At 65.0% G+C, this 16,197-nt stretch carries 13 protein-coding genes and 1 pseudogene; 1 reads left to right on the top strand and 13 read right to left on the bottom strand.

The window, feature by feature from the left end:
• The 3 genes and pseudogenes from AiwAL_RS06130 to rocF all read right to left on the bottom strand — a co-directional run.
• Positions 1–237 (bottom strand): annotated as a pseudogene (locus AiwAL_RS06130) (helix-turn-helix domain-containing protein); the annotation flags it as partial.
• Between the two features lie 66 nt (positions 238–303).
• A complete protein-coding gene (locus AiwAL_RS06135) occupies positions 304–1,365 on the bottom strand; it encodes an ornithine cyclodeaminase (RefSeq protein ID WP_262312319.1) in 1,062 nt (353 codons plus the stop codon).
• A complete protein-coding gene (rocF, locus tag AiwAL_RS06140; RefSeq protein ID WP_235705768.1) occupies positions 1,365–2,294 on the bottom strand; it encodes an arginase in 930 nt (309 codons plus the stop codon). Before rocF ends, AiwAL_RS06135 begins: the two co-directional genes overlap by 1 nt.
• Positions 2,295–2,439: 145 nt before the next feature.
• On the opposite strand from rocF, the gene AiwAL_RS06145 reads away from it, so the two are divergent.
• Positions 2,440–2,877, top strand: a complete 438-nt coding sequence (locus tag AiwAL_RS06145; RefSeq protein ID WP_235705767.1) for an Lrp/AsnC family transcriptional regulator — start codon at positions 2,440–2,442, stop codon at positions 2,875–2,877.
• Positions 2,878–2,886: 9 nt separating this feature from the next.
• Here the strand turns inward: AiwAL_RS06145 and AiwAL_RS06150 are convergent, their stop codons facing one another.
• The 10 genes from AiwAL_RS06150 to AiwAL_RS06195 form a co-directional block, all read right to left on the bottom strand.
• Positions 2,887–3,369, bottom strand: a complete 483-nt coding sequence (locus tag AiwAL_RS06150; protein WP_262312320.1) for a DUF4442 domain-containing protein — start codon at positions 3,367–3,369, stop codon at positions 2,887–2,889.
• Positions 3,370–3,383: 14 nt separating this feature from the next.
• Positions 3,384–5,114, bottom strand: coding sequence for an AMP-binding protein (locus AiwAL_RS06155; RefSeq protein WP_235705765.1), 1,731 nt, complete (start codon positions 5,112–5,114; stop codon positions 3,384–3,386).
• 63 nt (positions 5,115–5,177) lie between these two features.
• The gene (locus AiwAL_RS06160; RefSeq protein WP_262312321.1) at positions 5,178–6,464 is read right to left on the bottom strand and encodes an acetyl-CoA C-acetyltransferase; all 1,287 of its coding nucleotides are present in this window, start codon (positions 6,462–6,464) and stop codon (positions 5,178–5,180) included.
• Positions 6,451–7,341: a MaoC/PaaZ C-terminal domain-containing protein gene (locus AiwAL_RS06165; protein WP_262312322.1), complete on the bottom strand. Its 891-nt coding sequence runs from the start codon at positions 7,339–7,341 to the stop codon at positions 6,451–6,453. Before AiwAL_RS06165 ends, AiwAL_RS06160 begins: the two co-directional genes overlap by 14 nt.
• A gap of 3 nt (positions 7,342–7,344) precedes the next feature.
• Positions 7,345–8,754 carry a 3-oxoacyl-ACP reductase gene (locus AiwAL_RS06170; RefSeq protein WP_262312323.1) on the bottom strand — a complete coding sequence of 470 codons (1,410 nt, stop codon included), beginning with the start codon at positions 8,752–8,754 and terminating at the stop codon, positions 7,345–7,347.
• Positions 8,751–11,294, bottom strand: a complete 2,544-nt coding sequence (locus AiwAL_RS06175) for an acyl-CoA dehydrogenase (protein ID WP_262312324.1) — start codon at positions 11,292–11,294, stop codon at positions 8,751–8,753. The genes AiwAL_RS06170 and AiwAL_RS06175 overlap by 4 nt, the downstream gene beginning before the upstream one ends.
• Positions 11,295–11,459: 165 nt before the next feature.
• Positions 11,460–12,092: a trimeric intracellular cation channel family protein gene (locus tag AiwAL_RS06180; protein WP_262312325.1), complete on the bottom strand. Its 633-nt coding sequence runs from the start codon at positions 12,090–12,092 to the stop codon at positions 11,460–11,462.
• 18 nt (positions 12,093–12,110) lie between these two features.
• Entirely contained in the window at positions 12,111–14,033 is a 1,923-nt protein-coding gene (gene thrS / locus AiwAL_RS06185) for a threonine--tRNA ligase (RefSeq protein ID WP_235705759.1), read from the bottom strand.
• The gene (locus tag AiwAL_RS06190) at positions 14,011–14,970 is read right to left on the bottom strand and encodes a glycosyltransferase family 9 protein (RefSeq protein ID WP_235705758.1); all 960 of its coding nucleotides are present in this window, start codon (positions 14,968–14,970) and stop codon (positions 14,011–14,013) included. Before AiwAL_RS06190 ends, thrS begins: the two co-directional genes overlap by 23 nt.
• Positions 14,967–16,103: a glycosyltransferase family 4 protein gene (locus tag AiwAL_RS06195; protein WP_235705757.1), complete on the bottom strand. Its 1,137-nt coding sequence runs from the start codon at positions 16,101–16,103 to the stop codon at positions 14,967–14,969. The genes AiwAL_RS06190 and AiwAL_RS06195 overlap by 4 nt, the downstream gene beginning before the upstream one ends.
• Positions 16,104–16,197 lie beyond the last annotated feature (94 nt).

Below are 16,197 nucleotides of genomic sequence, written 5' to 3' on the forward strand. Positions count from 1 at the left end.
CACCAGGACCTGACGGGTCCTGGCGACGGTGTCGACGCTGGTGTCCAGGGCGGCGGCGATCTGGCTGTCACTCCAGCCTTGGCCGGCCTCGGAGGCGTCGGCCTTCAACAGGATGCGCGCTTTCAGCAGCTTCCAACCCAGGTGCTTTCCAACCCGGATCATTGTGTCGAGCCGCTCGCGCTCTTCGAGGCTGAGCTTCACCACATACTTCTTTACGGCACTTTGTTTCGCGGTCACGAACCATCTCCGTCGTTGCGGAGTCATCGAATCGAAGGTCCGCCGCAAAATCAATGACGGAGGGTACTAGGCCACCGCCAGATTCGCCGTGCTGCGCTGGATCATGCCGAACAGATCGCGCGGATCGTCCGGGTCGGCCAACAGGTCGAGTTCCTGGTAGAGCCGGGTGCGCTGCAACTGGTCGCGCACATAGCGCAGCGCCGAAAAATCCTCGATCGCGAAACCCACCGAGTCGAACAGCGTGATCTGCCGCGCGCTCTTGCGGCCTTCGGCCTGCCCGGTCATCACCTGCCAGAGTTCGGTGACCCGGTGATCCTTCGGCAATTGCTGGATTTCGCCTTCGATCCGGGTTTGCGGAGTGTATTCGACGAAAATATCCGAGCGCAGCAGGATGTCGCGATGCAGTTCGGTCTTGCCCGGACAGTCGCCGCCGATCGCGTTGATGTGGATGCCGGCGCCGACCATGTTATCGGTCAGGATCGTGGCGTTCTGCTTGTCGGCGGTCGCGGTGGTGACGATCGCGGCTCCCTGCACCGCGTCCTCGATGGTGGTGCAGGGAACCAGATCGAAGCCGAGGCCGGCGAGGTTGCGCATGCATTTTTCGGTGGCCGCGTGATCGACATCGTAAAGCCGTAGCTTTTTCACGCCGAGCAGCGCCTTGAACGCGATCGCCTGGAATTCGGATTGCGCGCCGTTGCCGATCACCGCCATGCAATCGGCGCCTTTCGGGGCAAGATATTTCGCCACCACGGCGGAGGTCGCGGCGGTGCGCAGCGCGGTCAGGATGGTCATTTCCGACAGCAGGGTCGGGTAGCCGGTGCCGACATCGGCGAGCAGACCGAACGCGGTGACAGTCTGCCGGCCCTCGCGGGTGTTCTTGGGATGGCCGTTGACATATTTGAACGCATAGAGACTGCCGTCGCTGGCCGGCATCAATTCGATCACGCCATCCACTGAATGGGCGGCGATGCGCGGCGTCTTGTCGAAACTCTCCCAGCGCTTGATGTCCTCCTCGATATAGGCGGCGAGATCGGTGAGCACCGTTTCGATGCCGATCTTGACCACCAGCTTCATCATGTGATCGACGCTGACGAAGGGGACGATGTTGAGATTGGGGATCGGGGTCATCAGAAGCTCCTGGTAAGGCGGTCCATCACGCGGCGGCCCAGCAGGCTCGCGACCAGATCGACCAGCAGGGTCGCGGTACGTCCGCGTTCATCGAGGAAAGGATTGAGTTCGACCAGATCGAGGCTGGAAACCAGGCCGCTGTCGTGCAGCATTTCCATCACCAGATGGGCTTCGCGGAAGGTCGCACCACCGGGCACCGTGGTGCCGACGGCGGGCGCGATCGCGGGGTCGAGGAAATCGACGTCGAAGCTGAGATGGAGCAGGCCGTTCTCCGCGGCGACGCGATCGAGAAAGCGCGATAGCAGCGGTGCCGCGCCGTGCTCGTCGATCATGCGCATGTCATAGACGCTCGCCCCGGTGGGCAGCAGCGCCGCGCGCTCCGCCGGATCGACGCTGCGAATTCCCATCATGCCGACACGCGACGGTTCGACCGTCGCGGCGAGGGAAGGGAAATAGCCGGCGAACCCGCGCTGCCCGGTGACGTAGGCGACCGGCACGCCGTGCAGATTGCCGCTGGCGGTGGTTTCCAGCGTGTGAAAATCGGGATGCGCATCGAGCCAGAGCAGAAACAACGGGCGGTTCCGCTCGGTGGCGCGCCGGGCGATGCCGGCGACGGTTCCGGCCGACAGGCTGTGATCGCCGCCGAGGAAAATCGGCATGCCGTCGGCGCTCGCCTCATAGGCAGCCGCAGTGATCGCTTCGGTCCAGGCGGCGACTTCCGGCAGATGATGCACCGCTGCGTTGGGATGGCTGAGCATGCGCGACGGCACGGGCGACAGCGTGCCGAGATCGCTGACCCGGTGGCCAAGCTCGGTAATCGCTGCGGCGAGTCCCGCCGTGCGCAGGGCGCTCGGCCCCATCTCGCAGCCCATGCGCCCGGCGCCGTCCTGCACCGGAATGCCCAGCAGCTTGCAGTGTCGGTTCGGCATCGGCGTTCAGTCCTTCCGTCCAGCCGGGCTGCATTAAACGCGGCATGGCCGGCGATGTGAACGGGCAAAATTGGCAAAATAATCGGAACAGATTACCATAATGGCAGATCATTCTGCCGGAATGCACAATCGTACGTGAATTGACATGGATGACCTCGACAAGAAACTGACCACCCTGCTGCGCCACAACGGGCGGCGCAGCGTGTCCGATCTCGCGGCAGCGCTTGGGATTTCGCGCGCGACGGTGCGCGCGCGGATGGAGCGGCTGGAGCAATCCGGCGCGATCCTCGGCTATACGGTGATCCTGCGGGCGGACGCGATCGACCTGCCGGTGCGCGGCATCACCATGATCGAAATCGAGGGTCACGCGACCGACCGGGTCATCCGCGCGCTGGGTGGTTTCACCGAAATCTCAGCGATCCACACCACCAACGGGCGCTGGGATCTGGTGGTCGAACTCGGCGCCGCGACGCTCGCCGATTTCGATGCGATCCTGCGGATGATCCGGCTGATCCCCGGCATCACCGCCAGCGAGACGACCCTGCTTCTCGCCACACCGCGCACCACCAAGGCGCGGCTGTGATTCTGGACACTACGCCGGGCGGGCCCGCGGCTTGAGCCGGACGTAAAGCTGCCGCCGCGCCCGCGCGACCAGGACGCCCGAATCGTCGTGGATGTCGTTGTCGAACCAGGGCTGAACCTTGTCGCCGGTGGCGGCCTCGGCGCGGATCGCCGCCTCGGCTTCGGGCGAAATATAAAACTCGGTGCGGACGCGGCCGCGACCGGGGGCGATGAAGTCGATACTCGCTGCATTGTCCCAGACGAAATAATCCGACCCGAGCAAATGCATCAGCATGAGCGCCCAGGGACCGTCGGTCAGGGCGAACAGCGTGCCGCCGAAGATCGTGCCGACGGCGTTGCGGTTGAACCAGCGCGGGGTGATGCGCGCGCGGCAGTGCCGCCAGTCCGGCGAAATCTCGTCGATTCGGATGCCGGAAAACAGATAGGGCGGGTAGAGGTTCATGCCGAGGCGCATCAGCCTCGGCGTGACCTTGCGTTTTGGCGCGACCACCATCGGAGCGATGAAACTCAGACGCCGCTTGTATCGCGCGCTGCGGCATCCTGCTGACGCAATTCCCGGCGCAGGATTTTGCCGACCGGCGTTTTCGGCAATTCCTCGTGCCGGAACTCGACGAGTTTCGGCATTTTGTAGCCGGTCAGATTCTTGCGGCAATGCGCGAGAAGCTCCGCTTCGGTCAGCCGGTCGGATTTCGGAACGACGACGACTTTGACCCGCTCGCCCGAACCCGGATCGGGCACGCCGAACGCGGCGACTTCCATCACGTCCGGGTGCATCATCACCACATCCTCGATCTCGGCGGGATAGACGTTGAAGCCGGATACCAGGATCATGTCCTTGACCCGGTCGATCAGGCGGACATAGCCGTTCTCATCCATCACGCCGATATCGCCGGTGCCGAGCCAGCCCTCGGAATCGAGAATGGCGGCGGTTTCGTCCGGGCGGTTCCAATAGCCGCGCATCACTTGCGGGCCACGCACGCAAACTTCGCCGGGCTCGCCGATCGCCGTCCATTCTCCGCCGGTTTTGCGCATCCTGACCTCGGTGGAGGGTATCGGCAGGCCGACGGTTCCGGTGAATTCCATGTGGTCCGGGCGATCGAGATCGATCATGTTGATGCAGACCACGGGCGAGCACTCGGTGAGGCCGTAACCTTCGGTGATCGGCCGGCCAGTCACCTCGCGCCAGCGTTTGGCGACTTCGCTTTGCGTCGCCGCACCGCCGGCGATGACGAGGCGCAATGTCGAGAAATCGAGCTTCCTGAAATCGGGATTGTCGAGGAAGGCGTTGAACAGCGTGTTGATTCCGGCCATGCCGTCGAACCGCTCCTTGCGGATGATCATCATCACACGCTTGGTGTCGCGCGGATTGGCGATCAGCACGTTGCGGCCCCCGAGCACCATGAACATGAAGAGATTCACGGTCAGCGAAAAAATATGATAGAGCGGCAATAACGTCAGGTTATTGACCTGCTCACCGTGGAACTGATCGCCGCCCCAGGCATAGGCCTGCAGCATATTGGCGATGATGTTCCGGTGGGTAAGCATCGCGCCCTTGGCAACACCCGTGGTTCCGCCGGTATATTGCAGGAAGGCGATATCCTCGTGGCCCAGTTCGACCCTGCGATAGGGCAGCGTGGCACCGCGTTTCAGCGCGGCGGTGAAACGCTCGGCGCGCAGACGATGCTTCGGCACCGCCTTCTGCACATGGCGCAGCATGACATTCAGCGCGATGCCTTTCAGCCCGCCGAGAAGATCGCCAATCCCGGTGATCAGAACGCGCTCAACCGACGTGCCGGGCAGGGCATCTTCGGCGGTCTTGGCGAAATTCTCGAACACGATAAGATATTTCGCGCCGCTATCGGCGAGCTGATGATGAAGCTCGCGCACCGTGTAGAGCGGATTGACGTTCACCACCGTTCCGCCAGCAAGCAGCGTGCCGAACACGCAGATCGGGTACTGCAGCGAATTCGGTATCATGATCGCGACCCGGTCGCCGCGCGCGATGCCGGTGTTCTGGAGCCACGCGGCGAATGCCCTGGAGCGCTTGGCGGTCTGGCGATAGGTCATGGCCGTGCCGATGCTGACGAAGGCTTCGCGCTCGGCATAGTCGGCGGTGTATTTCTCGAACAGGAAATTGAGCGACGGCGTGTTCGCAAGCTCATCGTCAATCGTGGCGGGAACGCCCTGCCGATAGGATTTGAGCCAGATCCGCTCCGTCACCTGGGCTGCCATGGTCATTCGGTTCCTCCGTTATTTTTTGTCATTTTTGGCGCTCAGCGCTCAGCGCTCAGCGCTCAGCGCTCAGCGCTCGACCACCGCGACCACGCCCTGGCCGCCGGCGGCGCAGATCGAGATCAGCCCGCGCCCTTTGCCCTTTTCGGCGAGCAGTTTCGCGAGCGTCGCCAGAATCCGCCCGCCGGTCGCGGCAAACGGATGGCCGGTGCCAAGCGAACTGCCGGCGACGTTGAGTTTCGTCCGGTCAATCGGGCCGGGCGGTGTATCGAGCTTGAGCCGGTCGCGTGCGTAACCGGCATCCTCCCAGGCGGCCAGGGTACAAAGCACCTGTGCCGCGAATGCTTCGTGAATTTCGTAAAAGTCGAAATCCTGGAGCATAATTCCGAGCTTCTCCAACAGTCTCGGCACCGCATAGGCGGGCGCCATCAACAGCCCTTCGTCGCCATTCACAAAATCGACTGCGGCGGTCTCGCCCGCGCGCAGATAGGCGAGGATCAGCAGGTTATGCGCCCGCGCCCAATCCTCGGTCGCGAGCAGAACGACGGCGGCGCCATCGGTCAACGGGGTCGAGTTTCCGGCGGTCAGCGTGCCGCCGTGCTTGTCGAACGCCGGCTTCAGCGCGGCGAGCTTTTCCATCGACAGATCCGGCCGCAGGTTGTTGTCGCGGGTCAACCCGCGAAACGGCACCATCAGGTCGGTGAAAAATCCGCGCGCATAGGTCGCGGCGAGATTGCGGTGGCTGGCACAGGCAAGCTCGTCCTGCGCCGCGCGGGCGATGTTCCATCGCTTCGCCATCAACTCGCAATGCTCGCCCATCGAGAGTTTGGTGCGCGGTTCGGAATTGCGTGGCAGCTCCGGTTTCATCAGCATCCGCGGGCGGATGGCGGCGAGGGCAGCAAGTTTCTGGCCCGTCGTCTTGCCGCGATTCGCCTTCATCAGCACTTTGCGTAGTCGCTCGTTGATCGCGATCGGCGCATCCGAGGTCGTATCGACGCCGCCCGCGATCCCCACTTCGATCTGACCAAGCGCGATCTTGTTCGCGACCAGCAAGGCAGCCTCCAGCCCGGTGCCGCACGCTTGCTGCACGTCGTAGGCCGGGGTGGCGTGATCGAGCGTGGTCGAGAGAACCGATTCACGTGTGAGATTGAAGTCGCGGCTGTGCTTGAGTACCGCACCCGCGACGACCTCGCCCAGACGTTCGCCGTGCAGTTTGTGCCGGTCGACGAGCCCTTGCAGCGCGGCGGTCAGCATGTCCTGGTTCGAGGCTTCGGCATAGGCGGTGTTGGCACGGGCGAACGGGATTCGGCATCCGCCGATGATCGCCACGCGCCGCAGGCTGTTAGCGGTCAACATATCGTACGTCCTTCAATAATCCGCGCAGATGCGGCTTTTGTTCGCGCCGGTCGCGCAATTCGAAAACCAGCGGCGAACTGTCAGGCGCCACCATCAAACACGCGCCGCCGGGCAGGAAGGCCGGTGTTTTGAACGCGACCCTGACCTCTGCGTGTTCGATCGGTTCATCGGGCAGAAGTTGCGCCAAAGCGTGCGCCTTGGTCCACATGCCATGCGCGATCGGGCGAGGAAAGCCGAACATCCGCGCCGCGATGGCGGAGGTGTGGATCGGGTTGGAATCGCCCGAAACCCGCGCGTAGCGGCGGCCCAGATTTGCGGGTAGATCGAACCGGCGGATTGTCGCGAGCGGCAATTCGTCGGCGGGAAGCCCCTGATACGGCGCGCCTTTCGGCGCATCGACGCCGAGCCGCAGATAGAGACTGGCGCTTTCCCAGACGATCTGTCCGGCGCGCGCGATCCGCGATTCGACTGTGAAAGCCTGGCCTTTTTCATGGGTGATCCACGCGCCGAAACCGGCCATGACATCGAGCCGGTCGCCGGAATCGAGCTTTGCATGCTGAACGATGGTGTTTTCCAGATGCACCAGGCCGATCGCCGGAAACGGGAAGGACGGCGCGAGCAGTGCCGCCATGTGCAGCGGAAAGGCGAGCAGATGCGGATAGGTCAGCGGCACGCCGCCTCGCTCGCCGAAACCGCAGACCTGCGCATAGGCATGGATGCGCGCGGCATCCAGCATAACGCCGGGCCGGAGCAGCGCGACCGGATCGAGATCGCCCGTTATGCCGCGCTTGCGCAAACTGGCGATCGCACCCCGCAACACGGCCCCACCTTCCGGCGGGCCCGTCATCACTCGTGGCGCGATTTGCCAATCGGTCATCGCTCAGGCTCCGATGAGGCTCTGGCCACAGACCCGCACCACATTGCCGTTCAACCCGACACTGGCCGGATCGGCGAACCAGGAAATGGTTTCGGCGACATCGACCGGCTGGCCACCCTGCGCCATCGCATTCATCCGCCTTCCGGCTTCGCGGATTGTCAGCGGAATCGCGTTCGTCATCTGGGTTTCGATGAAACCGGGCGCGACCGCATTGATCGTGGCACCGCGCGCGGCAAGCACCGGGGCAAAACCCTGCACCATGCCGATCACCCCCGCCTTCGAGGCGGCGTAATTGGTTTGCCCAAGATTGCCCGCGATCCCCGCGATCGAGGAGACGCAGACGACGCGCCCGTTCGGCTTCAGCGCATCCGCATCGAGCAGTGCCTCGGTGATACGCAAGGCCGAGACGAGGTTCACGTTCATCACGATGTTCCAGGCATCAGGCGTCATATTCGCGATCGTCTTGTCGCGAGTGATCCCGGCATTATGCACCACCACGTCATAACCGCCGCGCGCCATTGCATCCTCTACGATGGTCTTCGGCGCCTCGGGAGCGGTGATGTCGAGGGTCAGGCGCTCGCCGCCGATCCGTTGCGCGAGCGCCAGAAGATCGGCGGTGGATTGCGGCACGTCGAGGCAGATCACCTTCGCTCCGTCCCGCGCGAATACCTCGGCGATCGCGGCGCCGATGCCGCGCGCCGCGCCGGTGACCAGAACCGTCCTGCCGGCGTGCGGCGCATGCGAATCGTATCCGTCAGTGTCCTGAGCGACCGGCTTGCCGATTCGAACCACCTGACCGGAGACATAGGCGCTGCGCGGCGAGAGAAAAAACCGCAGACTGCTGTTGGCCGCCCCTTCCGCGCCCGGCGCGACATACAAAAGCTGGGCGGCGATGTTGCGCTGGGCTTCCTTGCCGAGCGAACGGACGATTCCTTCCAGGGTGCGCTGGGCGATCCGCCCTGCAAGGTTCGGCGCGTCCTCGAGCGGTGTGCCGAGCACGAGGATGCGTCCGTTGCGCGCGATCGAACGGATCGTGTCGTGGAAAAACCGATAGATCGCGGCAAGATCATCGGGATCGGCGATGCCTGTGGCGTCGAACACCGCCGAGCCCACAGTGCCGCTGGATTTCGCATCGAACCGTCCTGTCATCAGCCGGTGTTGCGCGGCGATATCGGTCCAGCCGGCATATTCGCCGTGAAACAGCGTGGCGACGGGGGCGGCGGCGAGCAGTTCGGCCAGTGGCGCGGCGAGGCGCCCGCCTTGTGCCGCACCGACAATGACCGGACCGAGAAGATCCGGCCGTCCGGGGGCGAAGCGTTCGAGCGGGGTCGGTTGGGGAAGGCCGATCGCGCCGGTCAGCTTTTTCCCGAACGGCGAATTCGCGAACGCCAGATAGCGATCCCGCGCCATCATTCGGCCGCCGCGCGCGGGGCCGATGCCTTCGCTTTGCGGCCGTTCTGCTGCGCCCAATAGGCCTTACGCGTCTGCAAATCCTCCATCAGGTTGAAATCCTGCGGGAAGTCGTCCACCGCGATGATCTTCGCGGCGTTTTCAGCGAAGGCGCGAATCTCCGCCGCCTCATCTGCGTCGATCAAGCCTTTTTGGTTAGCCTCGTCCGCCCAGGCGCTCAGCAGCGGCATGGCTTGCGGCATCCGGTCGACGGTGCCGGCCTTGACCGCGTCCTTGACGCGCCGTTCGATCGCCTCGATCCGCGGATAGGCAAGCGCCGCCGCTTCGAGCACGCCGAGCACCGGCTCGATTTCGGGGCGGGGACGCCAGGAGCCTTGCATCAGCCGCTCGCGAGTCGGGCTCATCTGCCGGAGAATGTCCGCGATATCGGCATGCAGCCGGTCGGAAGGCTGGCGGCGCGGCACGCCGAATGGAAAGCCGATGACGCGCAATGCGAACGCCGCCGGGCGGGCCGGGAAATTCGCATAGAGCGCGCGCAGCGCGTCATAGGCGCGGCCGAGCGCGTCCTGCGCCGCCCAATGGACCAGGGGCAGATCGGCATTCTGCCGGCCGTCATCCTCATAGCGTTTCAGCACTGCCGAGAGGATGTAGAGCTGGCTGAGCACGTCGCCGAGCCGAGCGGTGACGCTCTCCTTGCGCTTCAGCGCGCCGCCGAGGGCCGCCATCGCGACATCGGTGTTCAGCGCGAGCAGAATCGAAAGTCGCTGTGCTTCCCGGTAGTAGGGCGCAAGCTCGCGCGCGGCACCGCGCGGCGCGCGGATCAGCCGACCGAAGGTCAGGCCGTGAAACGCCGCGCGCAGCAGATTGCTCGTCACGAAACCGGCATAGCCGAACAACGCGCGGTCGAAATCGCGCAGCCCCTGCTTGCGGTCGGGATTCGCCGCCGACTGCATCAATGTCATGACATAGGGATGGCAACGGATCGCTCCCTGGCCGAAAATGATCAGGCTGCGCGTCATGATATTCGCACCCTCGACCGTGATCGCGATGGGGATCTGCTGATAGGCGCGCGCCAGAAAATTGCTTGGCCCCATGCAGATGCCCTTGCCGCCGGTCACGTCCATCGCGTCGGTCACCACCATGCGGGCGCGTTCGGTCATGTGGTATTTGGCGATCGCCGAGATCACCGACGGCTTCTCGCCGATATCGATCGCGACCGCCGAGAGGCAACGCACTGCGTCCATCGCGTAGAGATGCCCGCCCATCCGCCCGAGCGGTTCCTGGATCCCCTCGAACTGGCCGAGCGGCGTGTTGAACTGCCGGCGAATTCCCGCGTAGGCGCCAGTGCCGTTGGTTGCGATCTTGGCGGCACCCACGGCGGAGGACGGCAGCGAGATCGCCCGCCCGGCGGCGAGGCATTCCATCAGCATCCGCCAGCCTTTGCCAACCTGCACCGCACCGCCGATCACCATGTCGATCGGGATGAACAGGTCCTGTCCCTTGATCGGGCCGTTCTGGAACACCGCGTTCAGCGGCCAGTGACGCCGGCCGATCTCCACGCCGGGATGGGTGCGTGAAATCAGCGCGCAGGTGATGCCGACATCCGCCTCGCCGCCCAGAAGTCCTTCGGGGTCGTGGGCGTGGAAGGCAAGCCCGATCACCGTCGCGACCGGGGCGAGCGTGATATAGCGCTTGTCGAACGTAACCAGGAACCCGAGGGTTTCACGGCCGTCCCATTGCCGCTTCGTCACCACGCCGATATCGGTGATCGAGGCCGCGTCGGACCCGGCATAGGGATTGGTCAGGGCAAAGCAGGGAATCTCCTCGCCACGGGCAAGGCGCGGCAGGTAATGATTTTTTTGCTCCTCGGTGCCGTAATGCAGCAGCAATTCCGCCGGGCCGAGCGAGTTCGGTACCATGACCGACACGGCGGCGGCGGAGCAGCGGGTCGCGAGCTTCATCACCACCGCCGAGTGCGCCACGGCGGAGAAGCCCTTGCCGCCATGGGATTTCGGAATGACCAGCCCGAGGAATCCCGCATGTTTCGCATAATCCCAGGCGGCGGGCGGCATATCCTGCCAGATCTGCGTGCTGTCCCAGTCATTCGAGAGATCGCACAGATGTTCGGTTTCGACATCGATGAAGGATTGTTCCTCGGGAGACAGTTTGGCCGCCGGAGTGCGCAGCAGCTTCCGCCAGTCCGGCCGGCCGCTGAACAGATCGGCGTCCCACCAGACCGTGCCGGCTTCGATCGCGGCGCGCTCGGTCTCGCTCATTTGCGGCATGATCCGGCGAAACACCGGGAGCAGCCGTCCAGTGATGATGGCCTGTCGCCGTGCCGTGCTGGCGAGCAGCGCCGCCGGTACCCCCACGACGATCGCGAGCACGATAAAGCCGATCAGGCCGATGGTGCCCAGAACCAGCCCGGCGACCAGCCAGAGCGCCAGCGCGCCCAGCCACGCGCGCGCGGAACGGCGTGCGGCGATCAGCGCGCCCGCGCCGATAATCCCGGCCAACCACCAGATCGCGGTCGTGATTGCCATGTGTCCTCTCCCTAATCCTCGTGCATTCGATATGCAGGTATATGGTGGCCCCCGAGCTTGGAACCCACCTTCTGGAGCGGGATAGGCTTTTATTGACTTTTTTGTCAATAGAATTATCGGCAGATTTCGAATGACCGATAAATTCGCCGGGTGATCCTGATGAAATCAGCGCTTGCGGTGCGCGGAAGGCAGCCGCCAGCCGCCATAGAGCGCCATCAGCCGCAGGAACAGGCAGAGCGCCACGCCGGGCAGATCGGTCAGTGCCGACGGCAGGCCGAACGCGTGGCCGGCAATGACCACGAGTGCTGCGGCGAGGGCGGCGAGCGCGTAAATATCGGTGCGCAGCACGATCGGCACCTGTGCGGTCAGCACGTCGCGCGCCATGCCGCCGCCAATGCCGCTGACCATGCCGAGAATCGCGGCCATCGGCGGGTTCAGCCCATATTCCAGGGCTTTTTGCGTCCCCGCCACTGCGAATATGCCGAGGCCGGCGGCATCGAAAATCTGCACCGGATTGCGCAGGATTTCGAGCCGGTCGTAAAGCACGAAGCCGAGCAGCCCGGCGATCAGCGCGATCGCCAGCGTGTGCCAGGAGGAAAACGCCTCGGGCGGGATCGCGCCGATCAGCACATCACGCATGATCCCACCCGAAACGGCGGTGACGAAAGCGAGCACCAGAACGCCGAACAAATCCATCTCGCGCCGCGCCCCGAGCACCGCGCCGCTGAGCGCGAAGACGAAAGTGCCGATCAGGTTGAGCGCCCGAACCAGCAGCGTGGCGGCGAGGACGTGGTTCATGTCCGCACCGTCTAGACGTTACCGCAAATCCGGCGTCGTCGCCTCGGTTTTCAGGATCGAAACCGCCTCATCCAGCGACAGCATTTCCTGTGCGTCGCCGCCGAGGCGACGGAGTGCGACGGTATTCTGCTCCGCCTCGCGCCGGCCGACCACCAGGATGTTCGGCACCAGGGAAAGACTCAGATCGCGGATCTTGGCGTTGATCTTTTCGTTGCGCAGATCGGTGGCGACCGAAAGCCCGGCGGATTTCAGATTCGCCGCGACGGTTTCGGCATAGTCGTTGGCGTCGGTGACGATGCTGGCGACCGCGACCTGGGTGGGGGCGAGCCAGAGCGGGAAGCGGCCGGCGCAGTTCTCGATCAGGATGCCGATGAAGCGCTCGAAACTGCCGACGATCGCGCGGTGCAGCATCACCGGGCGGGCGCGGCTGCTTTCGGGCGTGATGTAGCTGGCGTCGAGTCGTTCGGGGAGCACGAAATCGACCTGGAACGTGCCGCATTGCCAGTCGCGGCCGATCGCGTCGCGAAGCACGAATTCGAGCTTCGGGCCATAGAATGCGCCTTCGCCGGGGTTGAGCGCATAGCTCACGCCGGCCTGAGCGCAGGCGGATTGCAGCGCGGCCTCGGCACGGTCCCACACATCGTCAGACCCGGCGCGCGGGGTCGGCCGGTCGGAGAATTTGACGGTGAACTCCGCGAAGCCGAAATCGGCATAAACGAGGCGCAGCATGTCGACGAAGCGCACCGTCTCGCTCGCGATCTGATCCTCGGTGCAGAAAATATGGGCATCGTCCTGGGTGAAGGCGCGGACGCGCATGATGCCGTGCAGCGCACCGGAGGGTTCATAGCGGTGGCAGGCGCCGAACTCGGCCATGCGCAGCGGCAGTTCGCGATAGGAGCGCAGCCCGTGCTTGAAAATCTCGACATGGCAGGGGCAGTTCATCGGCTTGAGCGCGAGGATTTTGTCCTCGTCCTCGACCTCGGCGATGAACATGTTGGCGCGGAAATTCTCCCAGTGGCCGGATTTTTCCCATAAGGCCCGATCGAGCAGTTGCGGCGTTCTGACCTCGCGATAGCCGAACTGTTCCTGGCGGCGGCGCATATAGGATTCGACCGTGCGGTACAGCCGCCAGCCTTTCTCGTGCCAGAACACGCTGCCCACCGCCTCGTCCTGCATGTGGAACAGGTCCATCTGGCGGCCGAGCTTGCGATGGTCGCGCCGTTCGGCTTCCTCCAACTGGTGCAGATGCGCGTCCAGCTCCTTCTGGTCGCGCCAGGCGGTGCCGTAAATCCGCGAAAGCATGGGATTACGATGGTCGCCGCGCCAATACGCCCCGGCAACCTTCATCAGCTTGAACGCGGGGCCGATATCGCCGGTTGCGCGCATATGCGGGCCACGGCAGAGATCGAGCCACTCGCCCTGACGATAGACGGTGATCGCCTCGCCGTCGGGCAGGTCGCGGATCAGCTCGGCCTTGAACCGTTCGCCGCGCGCCTCGAAAAACCCGATCGCCGCGTCGCGCGGCCACACCTCGCGGGTGAACGGCGCGTTCGCCGCGATGATCTCGCGCATCTTCGCCTCGATCGCCGGAAGATCGTCCGGGGTGAACGGATCGTTGCGGAAGAAATCGTAATAGAAGCCGTTTTCGATCGCCGGGCCGATGGTGACCTGGGTGCCGGGGTAGAGCGCCTGCACGGCTTCGGCCATGACATGGGCGGCGTCGTGGCGGATCAGCGGCAACGCGGCGGCGTCCTTGCGGGTGATGAAGCGCACATGCGAATCCGTCTCGATTTCGCGCGACAGGTCCATCAGCGCGCCGTCGACCTCCATCGCCAGCGCGGCGCGGGCGAGGCCGGGGCCGATCGATGCCGCGATCATGGTGCCGGTGACGGCGCCCGGATAGTCGCGGACGGAACCGTCAGGCAAAGTGATCGCCGGCATTTTTCGCTCCTTGGAGTGTGAAAGACGGGTGGTTATGCCGTCCCGAAACGGCGTCGGCAACCCGATCGACCGGCAGATCGGCAAGGTTTGCCGCGCGCAGCACGGTGGGCCAGGCGCCGTCCGGGTAGCGCGGCGCGGTGAGCGCGGGGTCGCTATCGGCGCCGAACAGCACGATCGAGGGGACGCCAAGAGTCGCGGCGAGATGCATCGGCCCGGTATCGTTGCCGATGGCGAGATCCGCGCGGGCGAAGACTGCGGCAAGCTCGCCGAGGCCGGTTCTGCCGGTCAGGTCGACGGCATCGGGTGCGATGGCGCGGATTTCGGCGGCGAGCGCGGCTTCGGATTTGCCGCCTAGGATGACGCAAGGCGCGCCGATCCGTGCCGCGAGTGCGCCGAAATGCCCGGTGGGCCAGCGTTTCGCCGGTCGGTGCGGCGCGGCGCCTGGGACCAGGGCGGTGAAACGGTCCGGCAGGGCGATTACCGGCTCACCGCGCAGCCAGGCCAGGTCCGGCGGCGGCAGGCGCGGTATACCGGCCATCGCCAGCTGCTCCTCGATCCGCTCGCGCGTGTGCATCGCGTCGCGGCCCGGATTGGCGTGCGGGTAGGCGCAGCCGCGCGCGATGCCGGACCAGCGCGGCGATCCGGCGAGCCTGAAATAGCGCGAGGAACGGCCCGAGGTTTGCAGGTCGTAGACCATGTCGAAGCCGCGAAGCTGGCGGAGCAGCCGAAACAGGCCAAGAAGATCGTGGACAGCCGGGCGGGTATCGACCTTAACGCGGTCGAACCAGGGGGCGCGGGACAGAAAACCGGCAAAGGGCGCCGTGGTGAGCAGGGTGATCTCGGCGTCCATATGCGCCGCGCGTATCGCGGCGAAGGCCGGAAAACTCAGCACGACATCGCCGAGCGCGCCGTGGCGGATGACCAGGACGCGCATCACCCAAGCAGTTCGTGATACACGGCGAGATTGCCCGCCTGCATCGCGGCGATCGAGTAATGCTCGGCGACGAAATCCCGCGCCGCCGCACCCATGGCGATGCGCGCGTCGATCGGCATGTCGAGCGCGGCGTCGATCGCGGCGGCGAGCGCGGCCGCGTCGCCGGGTTTCACCCGCCAGCCGGTTTCGCCGTCCAGAATGGTCTCACGCGCGGCGCCGTGGTCGGTCGCGATCACCAGCCGGCGCATCGCCTGGGCCTCGACGATGGTTCGTCCGAAGGCTTCCGGGTCGGTCGAGGCATTCACCACCACATCGGCCAGCATGTAGGCCGCCGGCATATCCGCGCAGTCGCCGGCGAACAGCACGCGGGAGCTTACGCCCCGGCGCTTCGCCGCCTCGGCCAGCGATTTCATGTAGGAATCGCGCCCCTGCGCGCCGCCGACCAGGATGGCGATGGCGTCGCGATGACGTAGCCGGGTCAACGCCTCGATCAGTACCGCCTGACCCTTCCACGATGTCAGCCGCGCGGGCAGCATGATGGTCGGCGCACCGTCGGGCAGGCGCCAGTTCCGCGCGAGGCGCTCGACCCGGCCATTCACCGTATCCGGGTCGAACCGCGCGGGATCCACTCCGCCGGGAACCACCCGCAGCCGGTTCTCGGCCACGCCGTGGCGCTCCCGCACCAGACCGGCGATGTAGTGCGACACCGCGATCACCCGGTCGCCCGAGGCCATCACCGCGTTGTAGCGGCGCTTGAGCGGCCCGCTATCGCCATAGGCGCCGTGATAGGTAGTGACGAACGGTATAGCGCGGCGCCTGGCGGCAGCGCGGGCGGCGAAGGCCGGCGCGCGGGAATGGGCATGGACCAGCGAGACGCGATGGGTCTTGATCAGCCTGGCCAACTGGTCGCCGTTCCACGACATGCGCAGCGGATTGCGCGTTTCGAGATCGAGCGCGATATGCATCCCGCCGGCACGCTCGATCGCCGGGACCAGCCGTCCCGACAGGCTCGCGACCAGCGCGCGCGCGCCGGTGCGGGCGATCGCCTCGGTCAGTTCCACCACAACCTGTTCGACGCCGCCGGTTTCCAGGCGCGGCAGAACCTGTAGAATCGCGTAGTCGGAGGGTTTGCGCATCGTTCACCTGCTAGTGTGGTGGTTCTGAAGTTCCTACGTATATGCGGCGGTGCGTTTAGGAACTTCAGAACCAAAAACAACACTAGAATCATAT

Origin of the sequence: Acidiphilium sp. AL (assembly GCF_025499445.1) — a bacterium.
Taxonomy (GTDB): domain Bacteria; phylum Pseudomonadota; class Alphaproteobacteria; order Acetobacterales; family Acetobacteraceae; genus Acidiphilium; species Acidiphilium iwatense.